The 25062-nt window shown below is 61.0% G+C and carries 23 protein-coding genes; 12 read left to right on the top strand and 11 right to left on the bottom strand.

The annotated features are described in order from the left end of the window. Positions 1–552, bottom strand: a 552-nt coding sequence (locus ACC569_RS07885; RefSeq protein ID WP_372522964.1) for a 2Fe-2S iron-sulfur cluster-binding protein, incomplete at its 3' end; no start/stop codon positions are given. Positions 553–720: 168 nt separating this feature from the next. Then, positions 721–1305, bottom strand: a complete 585-nt coding sequence (locus ACC569_RS07880; RefSeq protein WP_372522963.1) for a hypothetical protein — start codon at positions 1303–1305, stop codon at positions 721–723. Positions 1306–1574: 269 nt separating this feature from the next. Between ACC569_RS07880 and ACC569_RS07875 the strand changes: the two genes are divergently transcribed. The 7 genes from ACC569_RS07875 to ACC569_RS07845 all read left to right on the top strand — a co-directional run bounded on the left by ACC569_RS07875 (position 1575) and on the right by ACC569_RS07845 (position 11234). Continuing rightward, entirely contained in the window at positions 1575–2558 is a 984-nt protein-coding gene (locus ACC569_RS07875; RefSeq protein WP_372522962.1) for an ABC transporter ATP-binding protein, read from the top strand. Further along, positions 2555–3304, top strand: a complete 750-nt coding sequence (locus tag ACC569_RS07870) for an ABC transporter permease subunit (protein ID WP_372522961.1) — start codon at positions 2555–2557, stop codon at positions 3302–3304. The genes ACC569_RS07875 and ACC569_RS07870 overlap by 4 nt, the downstream gene beginning before the upstream one ends. A 3-nt stretch (positions 3305–3307) precedes the next feature. Then, on the top strand, positions 3308–4654 hold the full coding sequence (locus ACC569_RS07865; RefSeq protein ID WP_372522960.1) for a GldG family protein: 1347 nt from the start codon (positions 3308–3310) through the stop codon (positions 4652–4654). 12 nt (positions 4655–4666) lie between these two features. Next, positions 4667–5581, top strand: coding sequence for a DUF4340 domain-containing protein (locus tag ACC569_RS07860; protein WP_372522959.1), 915 nt, complete (start codon positions 4667–4669; stop codon positions 5579–5581). 325 nt (positions 5582–5906) lie between these two features. Further along, complete coding sequence (gene mutM, locus ACC569_RS07855; RefSeq protein WP_372522958.1) at positions 5907–6722, top strand: bifunctional DNA-formamidopyrimidine glycosylase/DNA-(apurinic or apyrimidinic site) lyase; 816 nt, start codon at positions 5907–5909, stop codon at positions 6720–6722. Positions 6723–6874: 152 nt separating this feature from the next. Next, the gene (locus ACC569_RS07850; protein WP_372522957.1) at positions 6875–8857 is read left to right on the top strand and encodes a dynamin family protein; all 1983 of its coding nucleotides are present in this window, start codon (positions 6875–6877) and stop codon (positions 8855–8857) included. A 259-nt stretch (positions 8858–9116) separates the two neighbouring features. After that, a complete protein-coding gene (locus ACC569_RS07845; RefSeq protein WP_372522956.1) occupies positions 9117–11234 on the top strand; it encodes an HD domain-containing phosphohydrolase in 2118 nt (705 codons plus the stop codon). Positions 11235–11242: 8 nt separating this feature from the next. Here the strand turns inward: ACC569_RS07845 and ggt are convergent, their stop codons facing one another. The 6 genes from ggt to ACC569_RS07815 form a co-directional block, all read right to left on the bottom strand. Next, positions 11243–12913, bottom strand: coding sequence for a gamma-glutamyltransferase (ggt, locus tag ACC569_RS07840; protein ID WP_372522955.1), 1671 nt, complete (start codon positions 12911–12913; stop codon positions 11243–11245). Between the two features lie 853 nt (positions 12914–13766). Further along, on the bottom strand, positions 13767–14021 hold the full coding sequence (locus ACC569_RS07835) for a YfhL family 4Fe-4S dicluster ferredoxin (protein WP_372522954.1): 255 nt from the start codon (positions 14019–14021) through the stop codon (positions 13767–13769). A gap of 40 nt (positions 14022–14061) precedes the next feature. Then, on the bottom strand, positions 14062–14541 hold the full coding sequence (gene coaD, locus ACC569_RS07830; protein WP_372522953.1) for a pantetheine-phosphate adenylyltransferase: 480 nt from the start codon (positions 14539–14541) through the stop codon (positions 14062–14064). Between the two features lie 76 nt (positions 14542–14617). Beyond that, a complete protein-coding gene (gene rsmD / locus ACC569_RS07825; RefSeq protein ID WP_372522952.1) occupies positions 14618–15232 on the bottom strand; it encodes a 16S rRNA (guanine(966)-N(2))-methyltransferase RsmD in 615 nt (204 codons plus the stop codon). After that, a complete protein-coding gene (locus ACC569_RS07820) occupies positions 15219–16547 on the bottom strand; it encodes a M16 family metallopeptidase (RefSeq protein ID WP_372522951.1) in 1329 nt (442 codons plus the stop codon). The genes rsmD and ACC569_RS07820 overlap by 14 nt, the downstream gene beginning before the upstream one ends. A 61-nt stretch (positions 16548–16608) precedes the next feature. After that, the gene (locus tag ACC569_RS07815) at positions 16609–17991 is read right to left on the bottom strand and encodes a M16 family metallopeptidase (RefSeq protein ID WP_372522950.1); all 1383 of its coding nucleotides are present in this window, start codon (positions 17989–17991) and stop codon (positions 16609–16611) included. Positions 17992–18006: 15 nt separating this feature from the next. Here ACC569_RS07815 and ftsY point away from each other — a divergent pair, with 15 nt between their 5' ends. The 4 genes from ftsY (at position 18007) to rpoH (ending at position 21628) form a co-directional block, all read left to right on the top strand. Next, complete coding sequence (gene ftsY, locus ACC569_RS07810; protein ID WP_372522965.1) at positions 18007–19041, top strand: signal recognition particle-docking protein FtsY; 1035 nt, start codon at positions 18007–18009, stop codon at positions 19039–19041. Positions 19042–19052: 11 nt separating this feature from the next. Continuing rightward, positions 19053–19724 (top strand): cell division ATP-binding protein FtsE, encoded by a 672-nt coding sequence (ftsE, locus tag ACC569_RS07805; RefSeq protein ID WP_372522948.1) that lies wholly within the window; start codon positions 19053–19055, stop codon positions 19722–19724. Next, positions 19721–20638, top strand: coding sequence for a permease-like cell division protein FtsX (ftsX, locus tag ACC569_RS07800; RefSeq protein WP_372522947.1), 918 nt, complete (start codon positions 19721–19723; stop codon positions 20636–20638). The genes ftsE and ftsX overlap by 4 nt, the downstream gene beginning before the upstream one ends. Positions 20639–20773: 135 nt before the next feature. Further along, complete coding sequence (rpoH, locus tag ACC569_RS07795; protein ID WP_372522946.1) at positions 20774–21628, top strand: RNA polymerase sigma factor RpoH; 855 nt, start codon at positions 20774–20776, stop codon at positions 21626–21628. An 84-nt stretch (positions 21629–21712) separates the two neighbouring features. Here rpoH and ACC569_RS07790 read toward each other — a convergent pair whose 3' ends face one another. Then, positions 21713–21961 (bottom strand): hypothetical protein, encoded by a 249-nt coding sequence (locus ACC569_RS07790; RefSeq protein ID WP_372522945.1) that lies wholly within the window; start codon positions 21959–21961, stop codon positions 21713–21715. Between the two features lie 114 nt (positions 21962–22075). On the opposite strand from ACC569_RS07790, the gene rlmKL reads away from it, so the two are divergent. Beyond that, the gene (gene rlmKL / locus ACC569_RS07785) at positions 22076–24229 is read left to right on the top strand and encodes a bifunctional 23S rRNA (guanine(2069)-N(7))-methyltransferase RlmK/23S rRNA (guanine(2445)-N(2))-methyltransferase RlmL (protein ID WP_372522944.1); all 2154 of its coding nucleotides are present in this window, start codon (positions 22076–22078) and stop codon (positions 24227–24229) included. Between the two features lie 142 nt (positions 24230–24371). Here the strand turns inward: rlmKL and ACC569_RS07780 are convergent, their stop codons facing one another. Both ACC569_RS07780 and ACC569_RS07775 read right to left on the bottom strand, forming a co-directional pair. Further along, on the bottom strand, positions 24372–24695 hold the full coding sequence (locus ACC569_RS07780) for a hypothetical protein (RefSeq protein ID WP_372522943.1): 324 nt from the start codon (positions 24693–24695) through the stop codon (positions 24372–24374). Positions 24696–24783: 88 nt separating this feature from the next. Beyond that, positions 24784–25062, bottom strand: a 279-nt coding sequence (locus ACC569_RS07775) for an AF1514 family protein (RefSeq protein WP_372522942.1), incomplete at its 5' end; no start/stop codon positions are given.

Below are 25062 nucleotides of genomic sequence, written 5' to 3'. Positions count from 1 at the left end.
TTCCTTCATCGTGCTGAAGACCTGCTCGCTGAACAATCCGCCCGGAACATGGCGGATATGCAACTGGAGCAATTCATCCGCGTGCGGCGCGGTGGCGAGAGAAAAGCTGCGCCGTTGGTTGCCGCTCAGCAGGATGTCGATATATTGACCGGCGAGAAATTGCAAACGCTGGCCTTCCGCCAGCTTGAGCGACAGCTGCATCACGTCGTGCGCGAGCCTGTCCAGCTTCATCACGCGGCACGGCATGATGCGGATCGGGATGCCTTCCGCGGCGCTGATTTCCTTGGCCTCGATCACCAGATCCGACAGCGGCACGGCCTGGCAGAAAAGCGCGGCGCCTGAGCGCCTTTCCTCCGCGCTCATCGCCTTCTCATTGTATGTTCCGTAATCGACCTTGCCGGAGACAAGCTTTCCCTTGCACGTGCCGCAATCGCCGTTGCGACAACTGTAGGCCAGTGTCACACCCTGGCGCAGAGCCGCAGCCAGGACGGTTTCTTTCTCGTTGGCGGTAAATTCATGCCCGCTGGATTGGACGTGTATCTTGTGGGTCATGGGGATATCTTTGTGCGGGTTCGACGCTTCGCGATGATCGGACGCCTATTGTTCCGCAAAATACCAGCGAGGAAAACCACGAATTTAAAAAGACTATACCGGCGGGTGGCGCCGGCATCTAGTTAAGATAATAGTACGACGGAAATCAGACTGGCTGGATATGACCGACTAAATCCAGGAGACGCCGTTGACGTTCTCGAGGATTTTCACCGCGCGGTCGACCTGATGCTGCTTCAGCGCCTCGTGCGCCGCGGTATTGCATTCCTCGCGCGTGCCGCACTCCCTGCCGTCCACCTGATACACCAGGCGATTGGCGGTGCGCGCATAGGATGCGCCGTTCCATTCGAAGCGGCTGTAGGCACCTTGCGTGGAAGAAATTTCGGAATAGGTTTCGATCAGCGGATAGCCACCCGCACCTTCCTGCAGCTGGAAGCTTCTGTCGAAGGCGAGCAGGGTGACGGCGGATCCGCCGGCCTTTTCCACCAGCCAGGCGCGGCAACTGCTGCTCTGGCATAATTCATTCGTCACCATGAACAGGTCGCCTCTTGCGGTCCTGGCCACCCAGCGACGGGTGAACTCCGGCTGGTGGCAGACCTCCAATTCCCCGGTTGCGGAAACCGCGCAACGGCTGGCGATATCCGCCGGGATCTCGCGGTCGGCGAGCACCGGGTCGGACGTCTCACCGGCGCCGGTCCAGATGAGGGCGGCGAAACCGGCGATCAGTGCGCTCAATAATGTCAGGACTTTGTTCATGGTTATCTGCTTGTCTCTTGTCTGATAAGAGGCATAATCCATGCCAGGATGGCCAACGCTGAAAAATCCCTTGTCTACAGCGTATTACGCCACGGCTGATGGGCGCTTTTGGTGCCGGGATAGACGCAGAATTTTACGCCGCTTTACCGCCGGCGTCACCCGGGGAACGGCGTGGCCTGTCAACCGCGCTGCATTTGACATTCATCCCCCCGCTCCCTTAAATGGCGGGCCATGCTTGAACAAGCCCTGTGTCGGAATTTCAGCGTGAAATGAACGGCCCGGTTCTGGTTGAAGTCAAAAACCTCACGCGCTTCTACGGCACGCTGCAGGCGGTCAAGGACGTCAGTTTTACGATTCGCAAGGGCGAAGTGCTTGGCTTCCTCGGCCCCAACGGTGCGGGCAAAACCACCACCATGCAGATCATCAGCGGCAACCTCGCGCCCTCGGGCGGGAGCGTGACCATCGCCGGCCACGATCTGCTCGACGACCCGCGCGCCGCCAAGAGCCAGATCGGTTACCTGCCGGAGCAACCCCCGCTCTACCGCGAACTCACGGTGGACGAGTACCTCGATTACTGCGCGGCGCTGAACCGTATCCCGCGCGCGCAACGCCACCGCGCGCGCGAGACCGCCAAGGAACGCTGCGGCCTGCAGGACACCGGCCGGCGTCTCATCGGCAACCTGTCCAAGGGCTTTCAGCAACGTGTCGGCATCGCCCAGGCGATCATCCATTTACCGCCGGTGGTGATTCTGGACGAACCCACGGTCGGGCTCGACCCGATCCAGATCCGCGAAATCCGCGCGCTCATCCGCGAACTGGGCAAGGAACACGGCGTGATCTTGTCCACGCATATTCTGCCCGAGGTGCAGACCACCTGCGACCATGTGCAGATCATCAACAAAGGTGAACTGGTACTGAACGAAAGCATCGAGGGCCTGGAGCATCACATGAAATCCGCCTCGATCACCGTAGCCTTCCGTCATCCGCCGGCGATTGAAATATTGCAACAACTGAAGGGCGTAAAAACGGTGCAGGCGGACAAGGACGGACGCATGCACGTCTTCCATGAAACCGGGCACAACCCGACGGACGATATCCTGCGCCTCGCGGTGGAAAAAAACTGGGGGCTGCATGAAATCCGCCCCGGGCGCCTTTCGCTCGAGCAGGTGTTTCTGGAATTGACCTCGGCCGCGGGCGATACCGTCACGACGGAAGAACCGGCGGTCACGGACACGCTGGAGGGCCGGGTATGATATTCACCATTGGCTTGCGCGAACTGAAGTCGCTGTTTCTCTCGCCGCTCGCATGGTCCATCCTCGCCGTGGTGCAGTTGATCCTGGCGTACCTGTTTCTGGGCCGGATCGAAATCATCCAGATGTATCAGGCACAACTCATGGCGATGGATGGCGCGCCCGGCGTGACCGAAATCATCCTGCCTGATCTGCTCGGCAACGCCGCGATCATCCTGCTGCTGGTGGTGCCGCTGCTGACCATGCGGCTGGTCGCCGAGGAGCGGCGCAATCGCACGCTCTCGCTGCTTTTCAGTGCGCCACTGTCGATGACCGAAATCGTGCTCGGGAAATACCTCGGCATCCTGCTGTTCCTGCTCGTGCTGCTGGTGCTGATCGCGCTCATGCCGCTGTCCCTGCTCGCCGGGGCCAGGCTGGATTTCGGCCTGCTCGCTGCCAGCTTCCTGGGGCTGGCGCTACTGCTCGCGGGCTTCGCCGCCGTCGGGCTTTTCATGTCCACGCTGACGCAGTACACAACGGTGGCGGCCATCAGCACCTTCGGCGCCCTGCTGCTGTTCTGGATTCTCGACTGGTCGGGCCAGGGATTCGCCGGCGGTAACTGGCTCGCGTATCTCTCGCTTTTCAATCATTACAAGCCGTTTCTCGACGGGATTTTCGACAGCGCGGACGCGGTCTATCACGTGCTGCTCATCACCACCTTCCTCGTGCTCAGCATCCATCGCCTGGATGCCGACCGGCTCGGAGGCTGATGCATGCTTCATAGCCCGCGGGCCAAATGGCAGCTACGGCTCATGAACGTGAGCTTCGTGGTGCTGTTTCTGGTCGCCGTCGGGCTGCTGCAGTGGCTGGCGCGCGAATACCACCTGCAGTTCGACTGGACTCAGGCGCGCCGCCACTCGCTTTCGCCGGCCAGCGTCGCGGTCATCGAGCGGCTCAAAGAGCCGCTCAAGATTACCGCCTTCGCCAGCTCGCGCGGCGAAACCCGGCGCGTGATCCAGGACATGGTGACGCGCTACCAGAAATACAAACCGGATATTAAAATCGAGTTCGTCAACCCGGATACCGCCCCGGAGCGGGTGCGCACCGCCGGCGTGCAGTCCGACGGCGAGTTGGTGCTCGAGTACACCGACGCTAAGGAGAACATCCCGCCCGCGCAATTCAACGAGGAGAATTTCACCAACGCGCTCACGCGGCTGGGGCATCGCGGCGAACGCTGGGTGTTGTTCCTGAGCGGTCACGGCGAACGCAGTCCCGACAAGCCGGCAAACTTCGATCTCTCGACCTGGGCGTCACAACTGCACAAGCGCGGCTTCAAGACCCGGACGCTTTCGCTCGGCGATCATCCGCAGATTCCAGGCAACACCACGGTGCTGGTGATTGCCGGCCCGCGCACGCGCCTTCTGGCCGGCGAGGTGAAAGAAATCCAGAATCATCTCGACCGCGGCGGCAACCTGTTGTGGCTGCACGATCCGGGTCCCTTGTATGGACTGGAGCCGCTCGCGGAATCTCTCGGCATCGAATTCCTGCCGGGCGTGATCGTTGACCCGGCCTCGGAGGCTATCACCGGCAATGCCGCGGCGATCGTGATCGCCAAATACGGCGCACATCCGGTAGTACGCAATTTCGGCGACAACACGGTATTCCCCCAGGCCGGCGGCATCAGCCTGAGGGCGCCCGAGGGCTGGCAGGGATCGGTGCTGATGGACACGCGCGCCTCCAGCTGGTCGGAAACCGGCCCGCTCAACGGGCCGATCCAGTTCGACAAGGGCAAGGATATTCGCGGCCCGCTCAATCTCGCGGTGGCGTTGTCGCACCCGCTGGACAAACGCGAGCAGCGCGTCATCGTTTTCGGTGACGGGGACTTTGTGGCGAACAGTTACATTGCCAACGCCGGCAACCTCGATCTCGGCATGAGCCTCGTCAACTGGCTGTCGCAGGATGACGCTTACGTCAACATCCCGGTCAAGACCGCGCGCGACCGCACGCTCAATCTGTCGCGCAGCGTCCAGATCGCCATCGCCACGGGATTCCTCGTGGTTCTGCCGCTGCTCATGATCGGCAGCGGGGTGTTCATCTGGTTGCGCCGGCGCAAACGCTGAACGGAGACATGGATGCCGGAAGCTGAAAAAACCGACAAGCCCGAATCGTCCGGAAACAGCATACAGGCTGCCTCGGGTCTTAAACGCCGCTGGCTGCTCAACGCCGGTTTGCTGGGGCTGATCGCCGCACTTGCCTGGATCGTGGTGCAGCGCTCCGGTCTGCAACAAGACGTTCCAGGCCCGCCACTGACCGGCCTGTCGGCCGCGGCCGTCTCGCATGTGCGCATTGAACGACCCGAGCTGCCAGACATCGCGATCGAGAAAACCGGCAACGAATGGAAACTCACCGCGCCATTGCCGGCGCGCGCCAATCATTTAAACGTCGAAACCCTGCTGCACGTGCTGTCGGCACCGGCTGAGACACGCTTTCCAGCCGTTGCCGCGGAGTTCCCTCAGTACGGCCTCGAGAAACCGTCGGCACGGGTGTGGCTGGAGAACGAGGAAATCGCCTTTGGCGCGCTGCATCCGCTCAAAAACCAGATTTACGTTCTACACAATAACGAGGTGGCGCTGATCCCCAGCTATCATCTCTCCGCCGCGACTTATCGTTATACCAATTTTATCGACAGTCGCCTGTTCGAAGAGGACCGCAAGCTCACCTCGCTCAAGCTGCCCGGCTTTATGCTCAACCTGAAAGACGGCGTCTGGCGACGGCAGCCGGTGGACAAGAAACTGACCTCGGACCGGATCAATGATTTCGCGTCGGAGTGGCAAAACGCGCGCGCACTGAGCGTGGACAAATACTCCGGCAAAAAATCGATCGGCAGAATCGACATCACATCCATACGAAACGGCAAGAACGAAAAACTGCCGTTGGGTATCCTCGCTTACAAACCGGATTTCATCCTCCTCCGGCAGGACGAGAACCTGGAATACCATTTCACCGAAGAGACTGGAAAGCGTTTGCTCAATCTAAACGTCCAGTAAACCCGTCGGTTGGGTCCCCGTAGCCGCCGCCGAGCATCGCAGCCAAAATCGGGAGAAGCGAGCCTCGTGTTTGAGCCCGTGGCGCAAGTATTATGGCAAGACGAGCGAGCACAGCGAGCAGGGCTACTTTTTTGCGCCCGGCGAGTTGAGGCGAGCGCCGATTTTGACGAGAAGCGCAGGAAGTCTTCGGCGGCTCCGGGGCGTCCTTCTCTTTGCTGACTTTCTCTTGGACAAGCAAGAGAAAGTCAGCTGCCGTGGGTCAGCCACCCACAAGTAGCTTTTCATCATCGCCGAAGGCGATTCGACAAATATTTTCATCTCATTCATGCCCGAACTTCCCGAAGTCGAAACCACCCGCCGCGGCATCGAGCCGCATGTGCTCGGCCGAACCGTCACGCGCCTCATCGTGCGCAATCCACGACTGCGCTGGCGCGTGCCGGCGAAACTAGAAAAGGAATTGGCCGGACAAACCATCGAATCCGTCACGCGACGCGGAAAATACCTGCTACTCGCCACCGCCGCGGGCACGGTGATTCTGCATCTCGGCATGTCCGGGAGCCTGCGCGTGGTCGCCTGCGCGCATCCGGCGGACAAATACGATCACGTGGACATTGTGCTCGACAGCGGCGACTGCCTGCGCCTGCGCGATCCGCGCCGCTTCGGCGCACTGCTGTGGACCCGCGACGATCCCCTGCGTCATAAACTTCTCAAGCATCTTGGGCCGGAGCCGCTGGGGCCGGATTTCAGCGGCGAATACCTGTATCAGAAATTACACGGTCGCCGACGCAACATTCGCGATTCCCTGCTCGACAGCCGCCTCGTGGCCGGCATCGGCAATATTTATGCGAATGAAGCGTTGTTCGCGGCGGGCATCCGCCCCACGCGCCACGCCGGGAAAATCTCTGGGGTCCAGTGCCAACGGCTGATCAAGTCGATTCGCGAAACGCTGAATAACGCCCTCCGGGCCGGTGGCACCACCCTGCGCGACTTCCGCGCCAGCGACGGCCGACCCGGCTATTTCCAGCTTTCTCTCAATGTCTATGGGCGTGAAAGTGAGCACTGCCGGACTTGCCGCAGCCCCATCCGGGCCAGGCGCCTCGGGCAACGGACGGCGTTTTACTGCCCGAAATGCCAGCAGTAAGCTAGACTTAAGGTATCGACGGATGTAACTTATCGAACCCGTTGATCGAGCGATGGTTTTGCTCCAGTACCCCAAACTCAAGCAACGGATCTGATACAAAAAAACTGGCTCACAGGGAGGAGTTTTCCCAAAGGGAAACTATATTTCTTAAGATGCAACCCGCCGTCAAGAATCAGAACCTCGAGCAGTATTTCAAGGCGTACAGCGAATGGCGTACCACGCTCGCCTCGGGTGTCACCGAACTCAAATCCTGGCTGCAACAGCAGGAATTGAGCGACACCCAAGTCGACCAGCGTCTCGAACACGTGCTCTCGACGCTGCGCGACGACAAACTGTACGTCGCCTTCGTCGCCGAGTTCTCGCGCGGCAAATCCGAACTGATCAACGCCATCTTCTTCGCCAACTTCGGGCAACGCATCCTGCCGTCGAGCGCCGGACGCACCACCATGTGCCCGACCGAAGTCCAGTACGAACCGGGAAGCAAGCCGTCGCTGCGCCTGCTGCCGATCGAAACCCGCAAGAGCGGCACCACCATTACCGAGTTCCGCGGCTTCCCCGAGGAATGGCAGACCCTGCCGCTGGATACGCAGTCGCCGGACGCCATGATCCAGATGCTGCAGCACATCACCGAGGTCAAGCACGTCGCGCGCGAGGAAGCCCAAACCATGGGATTCCATATCGCCGAGGAGGAATCCCAGAACGGCATGCGCATCGCCGAGGACGGCCTGGTGGAAATCCCGATGTGGCGCCACGCGATCATCAACATTCCGCATCCGTTGCTGGAGCAGGGACTGGTGATCCTCGACACCCCGGGTCTCAACGCCCTCGGCGCCGAGCCGGAATTGACGCTCAACATGCTGCCCTCCGCGCACGCGGTGCTGTTCATCCTCGCGGCGGACGCCGGCGTGACGAAATCGGACATCGACGTCTGGCACGATCATATCGGCGTGCGCAAGGACAGCCCGAACAAGGGCCGGCTCGTGGTGCTCAACAAGATCGATGGCTTGTGGGACGAACTGCGCAACGCCGAGGAAGTCAATCGTGAAATCGACCGCCAGATCCGCGACACGGCGAAGCATCTGGCCATCCCCGAGCATAATATTTTTCCGGTTTCGGCGCAGAAGGCGTTGCTCGGAAAAGTAAGGAAGGACAGCAAGATCCTCGAGCGCTCCCGCATCCTGGCACTGGAAGAGGCACTGGGCAACGAGATCGTCCCGGCCAAGCGCGAAATCGTGCGCGACAACATCAGCGGCGACATGGAAGACGTCATCATGGCCATGCGCCTGATCATCACGCAACGCCTGAAAAACGCCTATGAACACATGGACGAACTGGGCGGCCTGTCCGGCAAGAACATGGACGTCATCGAGCATATGATGAAGAAGGTCAAGGCGGACAAGGAAGTCTTCGAGAAAAGCCTGCAGCGTTTCCAGGCCACGCGCAGCATCTTCTCGCAGCAGACCAACGTGTTGTACACGCACCTGAACCTGAAAAACCTGGACAACCAGATCGCCCACACCAAGAAGGACATGGAAACCAGCATGACCACGGCGGGGCTGAAGACCTGCATGGATAACTTCTTCAAGCACGCACACGCCACCATGGAAGAGGCCGCCAGGCAGGCCCAGGAAATCAAGGCCATGATGGAGGGCGTGTACAAGAAATTCCAGGAAGAGCACGGGCTCTCGGACATCAAGCCAAGCGGTTTTTCGGTCACGCGGTATCTGCGCGAGGTCAAGCGGCTCCAGGACAAGCACGACCAGTACATGAAGGGCGTGTCGCTCGTCTTCACGGAGCAGCGGGCGCTCACGCGCAAATTCTTCGAGTCCTCCGTGGCCAAGATCCGCGCCATCTACAAGATGGCCAACCGCGATGCGGACAACTGGCTCAAGACCATCATGTCGCCGATGGAATCCCAGGTACGCGAACATCAGGTACAGCTGCGCCGACGCCTGGAATCCATCAAGCGTATCCACCAGGCGAGCGATACGCTGGAAGAGCGCGTGCAGGAACTGGAACAGATCCGCGACGGCATCCGCGAACAGGAACGTAATCTGGAAAGCCGTGTCGAGGCGGTTCTGAAAGTCCTCAGTTTCGAGCAGGAACAACCCGCTCCCGCGGGCAAATCGGCCTGATTTCCCCTCCCATCCCCATTTGACGGGGTTTCCCGGTTCCTGGCCACCGGGCAAGCCACTGCTATGCTTTAAAAACGTGGATTGGATGATGAGGGGTGTTTCCAGTTCAGGCAGGGAACGCACGCGTATTCCCTGCTGTGGCGGGTAAATCCAAGCCTACCGTAGCACTCCGTTTTCCAAAAAATCTGGCGGTATGCCGGTAACGCATAGCGTCGGACCAAGGGTAGAGATGGCAAAGCCGAGGGATTCCGAAAATAAGGTGCAGCGCAAATCGTCCGCCGCCGTGCACGAGCGGCGCGTTCGCGCCGTTACCCCCCGAAAGCCCGACCACGAAGCGCCGCTGTCGAATCGCGCGCTCGATTACGAAAGCCGCATCGCCGACTTGCGGGCGAAAATCCACGAGCTCGAGGAAAGTCGCAGTACCCTCGCCACTCTCTTGCGCGATCTGGAAACCAAGGAAGGACGGATCGAGCATATCCATCAAAGCTGGGTGGCGGTCTTCGACGCCATCGTCGATCCCATTTTCATGCACGATCGCGAGGGACGTATCGTGCGCGCCAACCGCGCCTACGCGGAACTGGCGGGCATGGACATCAAGGACGTGATCGGACGACTCTATTGGCAGGTCTTTCCCCACCACGATGGGCCGCTTGCCGGCTGTATGCTCACGCTCTCCGAAAAACAGGAAATGGCGGAAGAAGACTTAGCGCTCGAGACGGGACAAATCTACCGGTGTCGTTTCTTCACCCTGCGCGATCGCGCCGGCGGGTATCTTGCCTCCCTGCACATCATGCAGGACATCACCGAGCGCATGGCGGCCGAGAATGCGTTGCGTGATAGTGAAGCGCGATTCCGCGCGCTGATCGAAAATTCCTCTGACATCACGGTGCTTCTGGACCGGGACGGGGTTGCACGCTACACCAGCCCGTCCATCGGGCACGTGCTCGGATACGGTGACAACGAACTGGTCGGTCAGGATATTTTCGCGCTGATTCATCCCGGCGACCTATCACGGGTACGGCACGCGCTGACGCTTGTCCTGGAAAATCCCGGCCTGGTACAGCATGTCGAGCACCGCTTCAAGGACAAGGACGGCGTCTGGCATTACCTTGAAAGCGTCGGAAAATATTTCCGCGACGATTCCCCGTCGAGCGGTATTGTCATCAACTCCCGCGATATCACCGCGCGCAAGCAAGCCGAAGAAAAAATGCGCGCGAGCGATGTATCGCTGCACAAGCTCAATCGCGCCCTGAGGACACTGAGCGGCTGCAACGAATCGCTGGTGCACGCCATGAATGAACAGGAACTGCTCGCCGCCATCTGCGAAGTCATTGTGCGCACCGGCGGTTACCGGTTCGCCTGGGTGGGATACGCCGAACACGACGTCGGCAAATCCGTGCGTCCCATGAAATTTGCCGGCGAGGAAGCGGGCTTCCTCGACGCCTTTCGCTTCAGCTGGGGTGACAACGAATCCGGGCACAATCCCATCGGCGAGGCGATCCGTACCGGATCGCCCCAGGGAATCCGCAACATCGAGACAAGCTCCGCCATGCCGCTGCCGCGCGAGGAGGCGATCCGCCGCGGATATGTCTCATGCATTGCCCTGCCGTTGCGTAACGGCGATACCGTGATGGGAGTGCTCGCCATCTATGCGGCCGAGAGTCACGCCTTCGACGATGAAGAAGTCAAACTCCTGATGGAGCTGGCTGACGATCTGGTCTACGGTATCGGAGCCTTGCGCACCCGCGTCGAACGCGAACACGCCATGGAGCAAAACCGGCTCAATACCGTCAGGATGGAGAAGGCACTGCTGGAAACCATCGAGGCCATCGGCTCGGCGCTGGAAAAACGCGATCCTTACACCGCGGGTCACCAGCGCCAGGTCGCCAAGCTGGCGCACGCAATCGCCCAGGAAATGAAGCTGCCCCAGGAGGTGGCCGAAGGCATTTACATGGGCTGCCTGATCCATGACATAGGCAAGATTTACATACCCGCCGAGATCCTCAGCCGCCCCGGCAAGTTAAGTACTCCCGAGTTCGAGATTATCAAGTGCCATCCACAGGTGGGTTACGACATCATCAAGGGAATCGAGTTTCCCTGGCCGGTGGCGAAGATGATTCTGGAACATCATGAACGCTTGAACGGTTCCGGTTATCCGCAGGGGTTGAAGGGAGGCGAGATATCCCTCGAAGCAAGGATTCTGGCCGTGGCCGATGTTGTCGAGGCGATGGCCTCGCACCGCCCTTACCGCCCCGGGCTCGGGGTGGACAAGGCGCTGGAAGAGATCAGCCAAAACCGCGAAACACTCTATGACCCGCAGGCGGTGGATGTCTGCCTGCGATTGTTCCGGGAAAAAGGTTTCCAGTTCGACGGCTAGCCGCCGGCTTACTTCACCAGACCACGTCCCTCGCCGCGCGGATCCGACGCCGCTTCCACTCGCCCGGTTTTCTTGTACCACGTTACCAGTTGCATGTTGCCATAACCGTCGCGCACGGCTTCGAGCCGGTACCCGCGCTGTTCCAATGCCTGCGTTTCCGCCTTGTCGAAGGCGCGCGGCTCGTGCGCCACGATATCGGGCAGATACTGGTGATGAAAGCGCGGTAGGCTGACCCATTCCATGGGGCCACCGTGCGCGTGGGCGAATTCAAGGGTTGCCAGCAACACCATGCTGATGATGCGGCTGCCGCCGGGCGTGCCCAGCACCATCACCGCGTCGTCATTCTCCAGAAACGTAGGGGTCATGCTGGACAGCGGCCGCTTGCCGGGCGCGATGGCATTGGCATCGGACCCCACGAGGCCATAGGTGTTGGGCACATCCGGTTTGACCGCGAAATCATCCATTTCGTTGTTGAGCACGACACCGGTGCCGGGCGGCATGAAACCGGAACCGAAGGGAGTGTTGAGACTCAAGGTGGCCGCCACGCGGTTGCCCTCGCGATCGATCACGGAGAAGTGCGTGGTGTTGGCGCCCTCGCCCGCGGCCTTGGCGGGTGCCACGACGGGAGGCTTCTCTCGGCCACGCATTTCCTCCCGAAGTTTCGCGGCGTAGGCCGGATCGATCAGGCGCGGAACGTCCACGCTCACGAAATCCGGGTCACCGAGATAGCGCGCCCGGTCGCGGTAGGCGAAGCGCATCGCCTCGATGATGGTTTGATCGCGCTGAGCCTTGTCCAACGAATCCAAGTCGAACCCCTGCAAGATATTCAACATCTCCACCAGAACAATGCCTCCCGAAGATGGCAGCGGCGCCGAAGTAATGCGAACGTTACGATAGACCCCGCGCACCGGCTCGCGCTCGATCACGCGGTAATCGGCCAAGTCCTTCATGCTCCAGATACCGCCGGCGGCGCGTACGCCGTCCACCAGGCGTCTGGCGATATCGCCGCCGTAAAATCCCTCGCGGCCTTTGGCGACAAGATGCTCGAGAGTGCGCGCGAGTTCCGGTTGACGCAGCCTTTTCCCTGCGCCATAGATGAAGCCGTTGTGGAAAAATACTCGCACCGTTTCCGGAAAATTTTCCAGGCGGTCGTGTTGGCGCAAGGTCATCTTGCCGTATTGCAAAGTCACGGGAAATCCGTCGCGCGCAAGCCGGATGGCCGGTGCGAGACTTTGCTTCAGCGGGAGATTGCCGTATTTTTCGGCGAGATGTGTCAATCCGGCGGGAGTGCCGGGAATGCCCGCCGCCAGCGCACCGTCGATGGACAGGCCGGGAACGGGCCGGCCCTCACGGTTGAGATACATGTCCCGGGTCGCGGCCAGCGGCGCGCGTTCGCGCGCGTCGATCATGACCTCGAAGCCGTCACGCGCCCGATGCAGCAGAAAAAAACCGCCGCCTCCCAGACCGGAATTGTAGGGCTCGACGACAGCCAGCGCGGCCGCCACGGCGACCGCCGCATCAAAGGCATTGCCGCCACGCGCGAGGACTTCGTGGCCTGCCTGTGTGGCCAATGGATGCGCGCTGGCTATGCCGGCGGCCGCTGGGCGCGGTTCCGCCGCCCAACTCGTGAGCGGCAAGACCGCGATCAGAAATATCAGAAAACGCAGTAGAGGAAGCATGGCAGGCAAATATTAAACTAAAAGTTCGTGTCGAGCCGCCTACGGATATGTGCGCTCCGCCCCTGCACCCGTTTTCTGTCGAGCGGCCTGCGGCCTGTGTACTTGTGGATGGCTGACCCACGGCCACTAATGTTGTGTGCGCTCCGCCCTGCACCCTCTTCTGTCGAATCGCCTTCGGCGATGATAAACGGCTACTTGTGGGTGGCTGACCCACGGCAGGTTCCTTTTCTTTGCTCGTGCAAAGAAAAGGAACCAAAAGAAAGCACGCTCCGGATGGCGCACTGTCCTGCGCTCCGCGGCTTTGGGTCCCGGCGCTGGCCCAACGAGACTTCCTGTCTCGTGGGCCAGTCGCGCACCTCCCTGTGCGCGACCCCTTCGGGGCGCTAGCCCAAAGCCTGGCGGTGCTCGGGCGCGCCATACGGGGTTTTGAAAACCCCTTGGTCAAGCCGAGCGACAAGTGAAGCCGACGTGCAGGCCCGAAGGGGCGAGCGAGGGATCGCGAGCGTGCGCATCCGGCACAGGGATGCGCCGTATGCGCACCCCCAGAGGCAAGCTTGCCGCGAGGGAACCCGCGATAGCGGGCGCCGACCAGGGGGTGCCCTTTCTTTTCGTCGCTTTTCTTTGAGCAAACAAAGAAAAGCGACCCAGGGTGCAGGGGCGGAGCCACCCGCAATTAGCCTTTAAAGACAAAAGCCGCCAAAGGCGGCTTTTGTTCATTTACTTCCTGGATCTCCGCTTTCGCGGAGATGACAACCTTTCAAAATCGTTCCCGACAGTATCTCCACAGGCGATTCTACTCACATACAAAACAAAAAGGCGGCCGAAGCCGCCTTGGCAATACAGAAAATCGGAATCAGGCCGTTTGCTGAATCAGCGCCTGATATTTCTGCAGCAATTCCTCTTTGGACTCCTGATGGTTCGTATCGAGGATAATACAATCCACCGGACAGACGTCCACGCACTGGGAGGTTTCGAAGTGGCCGACGCATTCGGTGCAGAGGTCAGGGTTGATCTGGTAGATCTCCTCGCCCATGGTAATCGCCCCGTTCGGGCACTCGGGCTCACAGACATCGCAGTTGATGCATTCGTCGGTAATCAGCAAAGACATAAAAATACCCTTAAAAGAATCCGGTCAAAGCAGTTACATCTTAACGTATTTTGGCGGTCATCGCAGCCGCCACGCGCGCGTCCACGAAATCCGAGACATTACCACCGAGCAGCGCAATCTCTTTCACCAGCGAAGCGGAGATGAACATCTCCTGCTCCGAAGGCGTCATGAACACCGTTTCCACTTCCGGCGCGAGTCGCCGATTCATACCGGCAAGCTGAAACTCGTACTCAAAGTCCGAGGCCGCCCGCAACCCACGCAGGATCACATTGCCGCCGTGCTGACGCACGCAATCGACCAGCAGATTGTCGAAGCCGGTGACCTTCACGCCTTTGATATTCGCCAGCACCGTGCGCGCCAGTTCCACGCGTTCCGACAGATTGAACAAAGGCTGCTTCTGCGGATTGGCCGCCACGGCGACGATCACCTCGTCGAACAAGCGCGCCGCGCGGCGCACCAGATCCGTGTGGCCGTTGGTGATCGGGTCAAACGTGCCGGGATACAGTGCGATGACTTTCATTCAAGCCCCCGGAACTTCACAAAGCATATCACTGCACATAGCTTTCCCCTTGACGAAAATCAAGATGGCCTCGTTCTCATCCGGTTTTTTGAGCCAGATGATATCCCACCTGTCCGGCTTTCTTGCTGCGGATCAATTCCCAGGTTGCGGGCAGGGGTAACACGTCGACCTGACTGGGCGCCTCGACATAGACGAGCCCGCCGCGCTTGATCCAGCCGTTCGTTTCCACCAGTTCTGCGCAACGCGCGATGAGATCGCTCTTGAAGGGCGGGTCTAAAAAAACAATGTCAAACGGTTGCGGCGTGTGACGCAGAAAATCGACGGCATCCGCCTGCACCACATCGGCGTTGCGTGCCTGCAGGGTTGCCACATGTTGACGCAGGCATTCGATCACGTGCGCGTCCTTTTCCACCATGACCACCTGCCCGGCGCCGCGCGACAACGCTTCCAGGCACAAGGCGCCGGTACCGGCGAAAAGATCGAGACAGGTCGCGCCGGCGATATAGGGCTGCAACCAGTTGAAAAGCGTCTCGCGCACGCGGTCGGGGGTGGGTCGCAATCCCTCCGCCTCGGGAACGCTCAGGCGTCGGCCGCGCCAGCGCCCGCCGATAATGCGAAGCTTGCCCGGATAAGACGATCCCGTCTTCGTGGCCGCGCGGCGGCGCGCGGGCCTGCGGTCAGCGGCCGCCACCGACGATGACCGTCACCATTTGGTCGGGGTGGACGCGCTGGCGGAAGGCATTGCGGATCTGTTCAGCCGTCACCGCCTCTATGCGCGGAATGAAATCATCGAGATAGGTCAGCGGCAGTCCATAAAAGGCGATGACCGCCAAGTTCTCGGCAATCTTGCCGTTGCTGTCGAGACGCAGCGGGAAACCGCCGGTGATGTGTTTCTTCGCGGCGTTGAGTTCCTCCTCCGTCGGCCCCTTGGCGACGAAATCCGATATGACTTGGCGCACGAGTTTGAGCGCCTGATCGCGCTGCGCATTCTTGGTCTGCAGGCCAATGACCAACGGCCCGGCCATGCGCAGCGGCAGAAAATAACTGTAAACACTGTAGGACAGGCCCCGCTTCTCCCTCACCTCCATCGACAGGCGCGACACCAGTCCACCGCCTCCGAGAATATAGTTGCCGACGTACAGTGGGAAATAATCCGGATCACCGCGCCGCATCCCCGGCTGGCCCAGGATGATATGCGTCTGGGTGGCGGGAAACGCCACTTGCTTCTGCCGCGGGGCATCGAGCGCGCTCACCAGGGGGATTGGAACCGCCGCTTGGCCGGTGGGCAGGTGGCCGATGACACGTTCGGCGATTTTGCGCGCCTGGCGCAGGCTCGCATCGCCGACAATCACGAGCCACGCATTGGCGCCGACAAAATAACTTCGATACTGCGTCTGCAGGTCATCGCGTGTGATCGCCTTGAGGCTGGATTCATCTCCCTGCGGGTCATGGGCGTAGGGGTGATCGCCGTAAAGCTCGCGGTAAAACGCCTTATCGGCGATCGCACCCGGCGACTGCATGTCTTTTTGCAAGGCCACCAGTGCCTGCGCGCGGTTCCGTTCGAGACTGGCCGCCGGAAAAGACGGTGCGGACAAAATTTTGGAAAACAAATCGAGCGCCGGATCGAGCAGCGCGGAATCCGAGAGGCTGCGCAGGTCCACGGTCGCCATGTCGCGGTCAACGCCGGCACCGAACTCCGCGCCCAGGCCTTCAAACCGGCTGGCGATGTCGTCGGCGGTCAGGTCGCCCGCGCCTTCATCGAGCATGGCGCTCGTCAGGCGCGCGAGGCCGGCCCGATTGGCCGGATCGCGGCTCGCACCGGCGTCGAACACGGCCCGGATTTGCAGCATCGGCAACTCGTGGGTTTCAACGAAATAGACGCGCACGCCATTGTCCAGCGTCCACTGCTGGATTTTCGGGCCGGCCTCGACTTGAGGGACAAAGGCAATAAAACACAGTGCCAGTATCCATGCTCTGAGAAATGTCGTTGTACCAAAGTTTGGCACCCTCACCCCTTGCCCTCTCCCGCCTTCGCGGGAGAGGGGGAGTTGGAAGAAAACCCTATTTCTACCGAACATCGCTACCTCCCTGAGGCCGCAGCATGCGCCGCTGCCCCTTGCCCATCGGCTGCGGATCGAGCACCGCCACCGTCAGGTTCGCGTCCACGAGATACTTGCGTGCCACCGTCTGCACCTGTTCCGCGGTCACGGCCATGAGCTTATCCGGGTAGTCGTCGATCATGTGCCAGTCGAGTCCGACCGCCGCCAGGCGCCCGATCTGCATCGCCTGATAGAACACCGAGTCGCGGCTGAAAACATTGCTCGCCACCACCTGCGCCTTGACGCGTTTCAATTCCTCGGCGGTGACTGGCTCCTTCTTGATTTGTTCGATCTGCGCCCGGATGGCCTGCTCGAGTTCCGCGACGGTATGGCCGTTGGCCGGCGTGGCGTCGATCGTCAGCAGGCCGGGAGAACGCCCAACCGCCGAGTAGTCGGTGCCAATGCTGGCGGCGAGTTTTTTCTCGCGCACCAGCTCACGCTCGAAACGCGCCGCCTGCCCGCCATCCAGGATGCCGATCAGCACACTCAGCGCATAGGGTTCCCATTCGGCGACATCGCCTCCACGGCCCGCGGAGGCATGCACCGGCGCATGATAGCCCATGAGGAGGTAAGGCACTTCTGCCGGAACCGCGACGCGTATGCGCCGTTCACCCTTCTGCTCGGGCTCCACGACTTCCTTGGCTCGCTCGAAGGAACGCGCCGGAATCTGTCCGAAATATTTCTGCGCCTGCGCGATGACCTCTTTCGGTTCCACGTCGCCGACCACCACGAGTATCGCGTCGGCCGGGGCATACCAGTGTCCGTACCAATCACGCAGCTCCTTGGCCGTCATGGACTCCAGATCGGTCATCGAGCCAATCACCGGGTGCCGGTAGGGATGAGCCTGATAGGCGGTGGTCATGAATTTTTCCTGAACGATCGCCTCGGGCTGATCATCGGTGCGCCACCGGCGCTCTTCCATCACCACCTTGATCTCCTTGCGAAACTCTTCGTCGGCCAGCGTCAGATTTTGCAAGCGGTCGGCTTCGAGTTCAAAGGAAATCGGCAGGCGCGATTTTTCCAGCTGCTGGAAATAGGCAGTGTAGTCGTAACTGGTGAAAGCGTTCTCGCGTCCGCCGTTTTCGGCGATGATGCGCGAGAACTCATTGGGTCCGTGCTTGGCCGTGCCCTTGAACATCATGTGCTCGAGCGCGTGCGAGATGCCGGTGATGCCCTCGGGCTCGTCCTGGCTGCCCACCCGGTACCAGATTTGCGATACCACCACCGGCGAGCGGTGATCCTGCTGGACGATGACGCGCAGGCCGTTGGCCAGCGTGGTTTCCTGCGTCTGGCTGCAGGCCGGGAGCCACAGGCTCAGAAGCAGGAGCCACGAGAATTTATTATCGAACATGGGGTTTCCGTAGTGATGATTCTTTATATACTATTGTGCCACAGCTTAGAGCTTCGACGCCGAAAAAAATTCCCCGGGATCAACCTTTTGAAAGAATTCCATCATCCGCCGCAGACCGAAAACACCCGGCCCGCCGGCCTCTTCGGCCGCCTGCGCGAAAAACTGGCCGCCACTCAGCGCAGCTTCACCCGCGGCCTGAGCGATCTGCTGCTCGGGAACCGCGCGCTCGATGACAGCCTGTTTGAAGAGCTCGAAACGCTGCTGCTTTCCGCCGATGTCGGCGTGGAGACCACCCAGTATCTGTTGCAAGGCATCACGGAACAGGTCTCGCGCCAGCAGCTGACGGACACGCGCGCCGTCTACCACGCGCTGCGGATTAGCATCCTCTCCATCGTGGAACCCTGCAGCCGGAAGCTCGACATCACCCCGGTCAAGCCTTTTGTCATCATGGTAGTGGGCGTCAATGGCGTCGGCAAAACCACCACCATCGCCAAACTCGCCAACCGCCTCAAAAACGCCGGGCACGCGGTCATGCTGGCCGCGGCCGATACTTTCCGTGCCGCCGCGATCGAGCAGCTTAAAACCTGGGCCGGACGTCTCGATATTCCGGTGATCGCCCAGCATACCGGGGCCGACGCGGCGGCCGTGGTGCATGACGCCGTGATCGCCGCGACCGCGCGCGCCAGCGATATTCTGATCGTGGACACCGCCGGACGGCAGCACACGCAGGCGGACTTGATGGATGAACTGAAAAAAATCAAACGCGTGATCGGCAAGACCGACTCCGCCGCGCCGCACGAGGTGCTGCTGGTGCTCGACGCCGGCACGGGACAGAACGCGCTCTCGCAGCTCACCCATTTCGGCGCGGCCGTGGGGGTGACGGGCCTCGCGCTCACCAAGCTCGACGGCACCGCCCGGGGCGGCATTCTGATCGCCATCGCGCGCAAAACCGGACTGCCCATCCGCTACATCGGCGTGGGCGAAGGCATGGACGACCTGCGCGAGTTCGATGCCGGAGAGTACGTCGATGCGCTGCTGCCCGCGCCTTGAACCGGTCGGCCATGATCCAGTTTACCCACGTCTTCAAGCGTTATCCCGGCGGCTTCGACGCGCTGCGCAATATCAACCTGCAGATCCAGCCGGGTGAAATGGTTTTCATCACCGGTCCTTCGGGCGCGGGCAAGAGCACGCTGCTCAAGCTCATCACCGCTATCGAGCGGCCGACGCGCGGTGAGGCCGTCGTCAACGGCAAAAATCTGCTGCGCCTGCCGCGACGGCGCATCCCCTATTTCCGGCGCGAGATCGGCGTGGTCTTTCAGGACCACAAGCTGCTGTTCGACCGCACGGTGTTCGACAACGTGGCGCTGCCCCTGATCGTCACCGGCGCGGACCCGCAAGAGGTCCCCCGACGCGTACGCGCGGCGCTGGAAATGGTCGGGTTGCTCAGCAAGGAAAAGATGCTTCCGGTCACGCTCTCCGGCGGCGAGCAACAGCGTGTCGGCATCGCCCGTGCCGTGGTCAACAAGCCGCCGCTGCTGCTCGCGGACGAGCCCACGGGAAATCTCGACAGCGCGCTGTCCGACGAAATCCTCGACCTGTTTCTCGACTTTCATCACCACGGGGTTACCGTGCTGATCGCCACCCACGACTGGCATCTCATCAACCGCGCGCGCCAGCGCGTCGTTGAACTGAAGCAGGCCGAGCTGGTCGGCGATTCGGGGGCCACGGCATGATCAAAAACTATTTGTTGCGTCATGCGCAGGTGTTTTTCTACAGTCTCGGGCAACTCGCACGCACGCCGGTCGCCACGTTTCTGAGCGTGGCCGTCATCGGCATCACCCTGGCGCTGCCAGCCGGCCTTTATGTCGCCATCGAAAACGTGCAGCGGCTCGCCAGCGGCTGGGAAGACAACGGTCAGATTTCGCTGTTCCTGAAACAGGACGTTCCGGCCTCGGCCATCGAAAAACTCGCCGACAAAATCCGCCGCCTGCCCGCCGTCTCCTGGGTGGATTATGTCTCGCGCGAGGCGGCGCTCACCGAATTCAAACGCCTGTCCGGCTTCGGTGAAGCGCTGAATGCACTCGATCGCAATCCGCTGCCGGCGGTGCTGGTCGTGCATCCGGCCGCCACGCACGCGCATCCCGACAAGCTGCAGGCGCTGCTCAAGGATCTGCGCCGCTTCAACGAGGTGGACATCGCGCAGATCGATCTCGACTGGGTACGCCGCCTGCATGCGATGCTCGAGCTCGCCCGGCAGGGCGTGCTGATCCTGGCCGCGGGACTGGCGCTTGCCGTGCTGCTCATCATCGGCAATACGATCCGGCTGGCGGTCCTCAATCGCCGCGACGAGATCGAGATCACCAAACTGATCGGCGGGACCAACGCCTTCATCCGCCGCCCCTTCCTCTACACCGGCACCCTGCAGGGCCTGCTCGGGGCGCTGCTGGCCTGGCTGCTGGTGGGTCTGGGCCTGCTGCTCCTCGCCGCCCCTATCAACAACCTGGCCGGGCTCTATGGGAGTCGATTTGAGGCCGAGAACCTGGGCATTCTGGCTACCCTGACCCTGATTGGATCCGGGGGGCTGCTCGGCTGGCTGGGTTCACGCCTGGCCGTCGGCCGTCATTTGCGGGCGATAGAGCCGCATTAAATCCATTGAACCATGGTGTTTTTCCCTACTTTTCTGGGGGAAAAAGAACTTTTTAGTAATTTGGCACTCTCAGGGACCGAGTGCTAAAATGTTTTTCCAATAATCGGTATTCTGAATTACTGGAGGTTTCGACCCATGGCCCAGTCACTGACATTGCCCATCAACCTCTACCCCGAAAAGGGGCTGTCGACCTATCTCCGGGCGGTCAATGCGCTGCCGGTTTTGAGCGTGGAACAGGAACGCAAGCTGGCGCGGCGCTATCGCAAGCACAACGACCTCGACGCCGCCCGCCAACTGGTGATGTCGAACCTGCGTTACGTGGCGCGCGTCGCGCGTGGCTTCTCGGGCTACGGCCTGCCGCAGGCGGACCTGATCCAGGAAGGCAACATCGGCCTGATGAAGGCGGTCAAGCATTACGACCCGGCGCGCAAGGTGCGGCTGATGTCATTCGCGATCCACTGGATTCGCGCCGAGATGTTCGACTACATCCTGCGCAACTGGCGCATCGTCAAGGTGGCGACCACCAAGGCACAGCGCAAACTGTTTTTCAATCTGCGCAAGTCGCGTGAGCGTCTGGGCTGGATGACGCGTGGCGAGGTCGATACCTTGGCCGAGAGTCTGGACGTGGCGCCGGAGACAGTAAAGGAAATGGAAGGCCGCATGAGTCACGCCGACGTCGCATTCGACGCCGACAACGATGCCGATGACGACAGTTTTCACGCCGCCCCCGCCGGCTACCTGCAGGACATGCGCTACAACCCGGAAGTACTGGCAACGCAGTCCGATCATGAAGATTCGCGCCAGACGCAGCTGCGTTCCGCGCTGACCTCGCTCGATGCGCGCTCGCGCGATATCATCCAGCGCCGCTGGCTCGATGAGAAAAAGCCGACGCTGCACGAACTGGCCGATGAATACGGCATCTCGGCCGAGCGCATCCGCCAGATCGAGATGAAGGCGCTGGATGTGATGAAAGACGCGCTCGAAGCATAAACACCGCGTTACTTGAAAATAGAAGGGCTTCCATCTGGAGGCCCTTCTATTTTGGACTGGCAGCTTGCCGCAGCGCCGCGGAGATCAGACCTCCGCACCCAGCCAGCACACCAGGTAATAGAGCCGGAAGCCTTCCGAAGATCGCGATGGCCCGATGACGCGGGCGGGGTAAAGGTTTTTTGCCGGATCGGCGCCTGAAAGCGCGGCGGCTTCGGAATCCACTACCGTCACGCAATTCTCCGGAAAACGGTCGCGGACACGTCGCGGCGCGTAGATCAGCGCGAAACATTCGCTGACAACCTTGCCTTCCGGATCGAGGCCGATGCGCGCCATGAACGGATACCCAGATCAGCTGTTGATTGACGGATTATCATACCCCGTCCACAAGGGGCACAAGCATTATCATTTACCGCCAACACCGGGGCACGTAACATGCAGCCCCATTCCATGACTTTACCCCTCAAATTCTTCGCTACCTGTCCCAAGGGCATCGAACCCCTGCTCGCCGACGAGTTGCGCGCGCTCGCCGCCGAAGGCGTGCGCGAAACCCGCGCCGGAGTGGCGTTTGAAGGCGCGCTCGCGACCGCCTACCGCGCCTGCCTGTGGTCGCGGCTCGCCAACCGCATCCTGTTGCCACTCAAAAGTTTTCCCGCCCCTTCGCCGGAGGCTCTCTATGAAGGCGTTCAGACCATCGCCTGGAAAGAGCATCTGGCGCCCGAGGGCACGCTAGCGGTGGATTTCACCGCGTCGCAATCAGCCATCACCCATTCGCATTACGGCGCGCTCAAGGTGAAGGACGCCATCGTGGATCAGTTGCGCGACGAATTCGGCGCGCGTCCGTCGGTGGATACGGCGCAGCCCGATGTACGGGTCAATGTCTACTTGCTCCGCGACGAAGCGACGATCAGCCTCGACCTCTCGGGCGAATCGCTGCACCGGCGCGGCTACCGCACGCAGACCGTGGAGGCGCCGCTCAAGGAAAACCTCGCCGCGGCCATCCTGATGCGGGCTCACTGGCCCGGCATCGCCAAGGAGGGCGGCGCGCTGGTCGATCTCATGTGCGGGTCGGGAACGCTGTTGATCGAAGGGGCGCTGATCGCTGCCGACGCCGCGCCGGGACTGGCGCGCCAATACTTCGGCTTTCTCAACTGGAAACAGCACGATGTTGCCATATGGTCGGAATTGATCGAGGAAGCGCACAACCGGCGCGAAGCCGGGCTGGAGAAATTGCCGCCGATTCACGGCTACGACCATGACCCGCTGGCGATTCGTTCCGCGCGCGACAATCTTAAACGCGCGGGACTGGGCAATCTCGTCACTGCCGAACGGCGCGAGCTTTCCGCCTGCGCGCCGGAAGAAGCGCCAACCGGCCTCGTGGTCGCGAATCCGCCCTATGGCGAGCGGCTTGGCGATGCGGGCGACATGCCGGCGCTCTATGCCGAACTGGGCGCGCAACTGAAAACATGCTTCCCCGGCTGGCACGCCGCGGTGTTCACCGGCAATCCCGAATTGGGCAAGGTCATGGGCCTGCGTGCGATAAAAATGCACACACTCTACAACGGCGCGATCGAATGCAAGCTGCTGCACTTCGACATCACGCCGGAAAACATCGTCGGCGAGCGCGTCGCCAAGCCTTTCGAAATCCGCCCCGGTTCCAGCGCCGAGATGTTCGCCAACCGCCTGCGCAAGGACCTGCAGCACTTCGGCCGCTGGGCGCGGCGCCAGGAAATTTCCTGTTACCGCCTGTACGACGCCGACCTGCACGAGTACAACCTCGCGGTTGATGTCTATGAATCCGATAAGCGTTATGTACACGTGCAGGAATATGAAGCGCCGGACACCATAGACCCTGACAAGGCGCGCCAGCGCCTGCAACACGCGCTCGGGGTGATTCCGCTGGTGCTCGAGATCCCGCGCGAGCAGATGTTCTTCAAGGTCCGGCGTCGCCAGAAAGGCGGTGGGCAATACGAAAAGCTCGACGAGACCGGCGCATTTCACGAGGTGCGCGAAGGTCCGTGCCGGTTTCTCGTGAACTTCACCGACTACCTCGACACCGGACTGTTTCTCGACCACCGCGCCACGCGCGCGATGCTGGGCGAACTGGCCAAGGGGAAACGCTTTCTCAATCTTTTCGGCTACACCGGCACCGCCACGGTGCACGCGGGACTCGGCGGGGCGGCGTCCACCACGACCGTGGACATGTCCTACACCTATCTCGATTGGGCGCAGCGAAATTTCGAACTGAACGGGATGAAGGGAAAAAACCACGAGCTTGTCCAGGCGGATGTGCTGGTGTGGCTCAAGCAAAACCACGCACGGCGCTACGGTTTGATCTTCCTCGACCCGCCGACGTTTTCACGCTCGAAGCGCATGGAGGACACGTTCGACGTGCAGCGCGATCACGTGGCGCTCATTGTGGATGCCGCCGCGCTGCTCGATCCGGACGGGATTCTGGTGTTCTCGACCAATCTCCGCCGTTTTAAAATCGACCGGGAGGCGTTGTCACCGCTCACGGTCGAAGACATCACCCGCAAAACCATCCCGCAGGACTTCGAGCGCGATCCGAAAATACACCAGTGCTTCCGGATCACGCGGAAATAATATAGGGAAGTTCTGATTAAGTCCGTTCGTGGTGAGCTTGTCGAACCACGAACGGATAGTGGCACTGTAATTACAGTATTCGCCGTTCACCCTTCGACAAGCTCAGGGCGAAGGCAGGACTTGATCAGAGCTTCCTTGGCGGTTAAACCGTCGCGCGGCGGATGGTGCGCTTGAAGGCGTGAATCTGGCGCAGCACGCCGTGCAACTGGCTGCGATCCTCTGAGGCCAGAATCTCGTCGCGCTTTTTCCTGAGATCCCGGATCTTCACCTTGATCGCCGCCTTGTCGATGCCCTCGACATGATGGTGCTCGTGCATGTCGATTCCGAGCGCGGTGCACATGGCCTTGAGCAGATGGTCCTTGTTCATCTGGGTCGCGCCCTCGACCGCCTCGTGCTCGATGCCCTTGGCGATCTCGCGCAGATCGGCCACCGTCTTTTCCTTCAACTCGTGATAGGTGTAGGCCATGCTGATTCTCCTTGTTGCTGGTCTGTCGTAAGAATACCCGTCGCAAGCTTATAAAACTGTCGCCCACCGTTTCAAGCCGGGCACTCCGCTAAATATCCACCGACCGGTAGAAAAACACAAACCGCCCGTTCTCCACGTCCACCATGAGGGTGGCGCCGTGGTGGATGCCATAGTCCACGTAACCCGGCACGGCGCTGTCCTGATGGCATTCGCTCACGTGTTGCGGCGCCTCGAAATCGCGGTCACGATCATACCAGGACAGCAGCATGGGATCGTTCAGGCGCGCGCCGGCCTCGGCTTGGGCCAGTCGCATGGCCTCGAGATAGCCTGCCAGAGGCGCGTGGGGATGAAGCGGCACGACCGTGAT

Origin of the sequence: Sulfuricaulis sp. (assembly GCF_041499725.1) — a bacterium.
GTDB lineage: Bacteria > Pseudomonadota > Gammaproteobacteria > Acidiferrobacterales > Sulfurifustaceae > Sulfuricaulis.
Note: the sequence above shows the minus strand (reverse complement) of the source record. Positions and strands in the feature narration are given on the sequence as shown.

Excerpts from the sequence above, each read along its gene's own strand:
- ACC569_RS07780 (WP_372522943.1), bottom strand. The coding sequence starts at position 24,695 with ATGGCCTACACCTATCACGAGTTGAAGGAAAAGACGGTGGCCGATCTG.
- ACC569_RS07850 (WP_372522957.1), top strand. The coding sequence starts at position 6,875 with ATGCAACCCGCCGTCAAGAATCAGAACCTCGAGCAGTATTTCAAGGCG.
- ACC569_RS07875 (WP_372522962.1), top strand. The coding sequence starts at position 1,575 with ATGAACGGCCCGGTTCTGGTTGAAGTCAAAAACCTCACGCGCTTCTAC.
- ACC569_RS07790 (WP_372522945.1), bottom strand. The coding sequence starts at position 21,961 with ATGGCGCGCATCGGCCTCGATCCGGAAGGCAAGGTTGTCAGCGAATGT.
- mutM (WP_372522958.1), top strand. The coding sequence starts at position 5,907 with ATGCCCGAACTTCCCGAAGTCGAAACCACCCGCCGCGGCATCGAGCCG.
- coaD (WP_372522953.1), bottom strand. The coding sequence starts at position 14,541 with ATGAAAGTCATCGCACTGTATCCCGGCACGTTTGACCCGATCACCAAC.
- rpoH (WP_372522946.1), top strand. The coding sequence starts at position 20,774 with ATGGCCCAGTCACTGACATTGCCCATCAACCTCTACCCCGAAAAGGGG.
- rlmKL (WP_372522944.1), top strand. The coding sequence starts at position 22,076 with ATGACTTTACCCCTCAAATTCTTCGCTACCTGTCCCAAGGGCATCGAA.
- ACC569_RS07870 (WP_372522961.1), top strand. The coding sequence starts at position 2,555 with ATGATATTCACCATTGGCTTGCGCGAACTGAAGTCGCTGTTTCTCTCG.
- ACC569_RS07835 (WP_372522954.1), bottom strand. The coding sequence starts at position 14,021 with ATGTCTTTGCTGATTACCGACGAATGCATCAACTGCGATGTCTGTGAG.
- ACC569_RS07865 (WP_372522960.1), top strand. The coding sequence starts at position 3,308 with ATGCTTCATAGCCCGCGGGCCAAATGGCAGCTACGGCTCATGAACGTG.
- ftsX (WP_372522947.1), top strand. The coding sequence starts at position 19,721 with ATGATCAAAAACTATTTGTTGCGTCATGCGCAGGTGTTTTTCTACAGT.
- ggt (WP_372522955.1), bottom strand. The coding sequence starts at position 12,913 with ATGCTTCCTCTACTGCGTTTTCTGATATTTCTGATCGCGGTCTTGCCG.
- ACC569_RS07880 (WP_372522963.1), bottom strand. The coding sequence starts at position 1,305 with ATGAACAAAGTCCTGACATTATTGAGCGCACTGATCGCCGGTTTCGCC.
- ftsE (WP_372522948.1), top strand. The coding sequence starts at position 19,053 with ATGATCCAGTTTACCCACGTCTTCAAGCGTTATCCCGGCGGCTTCGAC.
- ftsY (WP_372522965.1), top strand. The coding sequence starts at position 18,007 with ATGATTCTTTATATACTATTGTGCCACAGCTTAGAGCTTCGACGCCGA.
- ACC569_RS07815 (WP_372522950.1), bottom strand. The coding sequence starts at position 17,991 with ATGTTCGATAATAAATTCTCGTGGCTCCTGCTTCTGAGCCTGTGGCTC.
- ACC569_RS07860 (WP_372522959.1), top strand. The coding sequence starts at position 4,667 with ATGCCGGAAGCTGAAAAAACCGACAAGCCCGAATCGTCCGGAAACAGC.